Source organism: Streptomyces sp. HSW2009 (assembly GCF_040240285.1).
Taxonomy (GTDB): Bacteria; Actinomycetota; Actinomycetes; order Streptomycetales; family Streptomycetaceae; genus Streptomyces.
This window is the reverse complement of sequence record NZ_JBEHZD010000954.1, coordinates 1-1,591: the sequence shown is the minus strand read 5'-3', so window position 1 is coordinate 1,591 and position 1,591 is coordinate 1. Positions and strand designations below refer to the sequence as shown.

Annotated in this window: 1 protein-coding gene; it reads left to right on the top strand. The window is 67.4% G+C overall.

The window, feature by feature from the left end; genetic code table 11:
* A partial coding sequence (locus AAHZ94_RS33800) for a condensation domain-containing protein (RefSeq protein ID WP_349997515.1) occupies positions 1–1,515 on the top strand: 1,515 nt, incomplete at its 5' end.
* Positions 1,516–1,591: the final 76 nt, after the last annotated feature.

Below are 1,591 nucleotides of genomic sequence, written 5' to 3'. Positions count from 1 at the left end.
TTCTGGAACACCCGGATGTACGTACTCGATGAGTACTTGCGGCCGGTTCCGCCGGGTGTGGTGGGTGAAATGTATGTGGCTGGTGTGGTGTTGGCTCGTGGTTATCTGGGTCGGTTTGATCTGACGGCTGAGCGCTTCGTTGCTGATCCGTTTGGTCCGGCGGGTGGGCGGATGTATCGCACGGGTGATGTGGGTCGTTGGAACGCGGATGGCCAGTTGGTGTTCGTCGGCCGAGTGGATGATCAGGTCAAGATTCGTGGTTTCCGTATCGAACTCGGTGAGGTGGAGGCGGCTCTCACTGGTCACCCTGGTGTGACCCGTGCTGTGGTGTTGGCGCGTGAGGACCACCCCGGGGACCGCAGGTTGGTTGCCTACGTCTCCCCGGAACCCGGCTGTGACATCTCGGTGGACGGGATGCGTGGTTGGGTGGCGGAGCGGCTGCCGGACTACATGGTTCCCTCGGCCTTCGTCGTAGTCGAAGAGTTCCCGCTGACGGTCAACGGCAAGGTCAACCGCCGCGCCCTCCCGGCCCCCGAATACGGCGGCGAGGGCGAGCTGGGCCGTGGCCCGCGTTCCCCGCTCGAAGAAGTGCTCTGTGGGATCTTCGCCGAGGTACTCGGGGTGGAGTCTGTTTCCATCGATGACGACTTCTTCCGGTTGGGTGGGCATTCCCTGCTCGCCACCCGTCTGGTGTCGCGGCTCCGCGTCGTGCTCGGGGCGGAAGTGCCGTTGCGGCAGGTCTTCGAGACGCCGACGGTGGTTGCGGTGTCGGCCGCGTTGGAGGGGAAGGCGTTCGGGGGGAGTCGGCGTCCGCAGCTCGTTGCGGGGCCGCGGCCCGAGCGCATACCCGTCTCGTACGCCCAACAACGGCTGCGCTTCCTCGATCTGCTCGACGACGGCAGCACCGCGTACAACGCCCCCGGCGCCCTGCGGCTGACCGGGCTCCTGGACCGCGACGCGTTGCGGCTGGCGCTCGGCGACGTCGTCGCCCGGCACGAGAGCCTGCGCACCGTCTTCGCCCAGGACGACGAAGGGTTCACCCAGGTCGTCCTCGCGCCGCGGGAAGACCTCGTTCACCTCGACGTACGACCCGTGGACGAGACGGAGCTCGCCGCCGGACTCGCCGCAGCCGCACGGTACGCCTTCGACCTGGCGGCCGAACCCCCGCTGCGGGCCACCCTGTTCGCGCTGGGTGCCGAGGAACACGTACTCCTGCTCCTCCTGCATCACATCGCCGGCGACGGCTGGTCGATGCGCCCGCTGGCCCGCGACGTGGCCACCGCGTACACCGCCCGCGTCACCACCCGCAGCGCGCCGCGCTGGCAGCCGCTGCCCGTCCAGTACGCGGACTACAGCCTGTGGCAGCGCCAGGTGCTGGGCTCCGAGGACGACTCGGACAGCGAGGTGACACGTCAACTCGCTTACTGGAAGGGCGTGTTGGAAGGGCTGCCGTTGGAGATCGCGCTGCCGGTCGACCCGGGGTGGCTTTATAAAATCAGACGCTGGCGACGATAATGCATGTGTAGATCAAGGGGGTCGCCCGATCAATTAAAAAAAACAAGGGGGGGGGGGGGGGGGGGGGGGGGGGGGG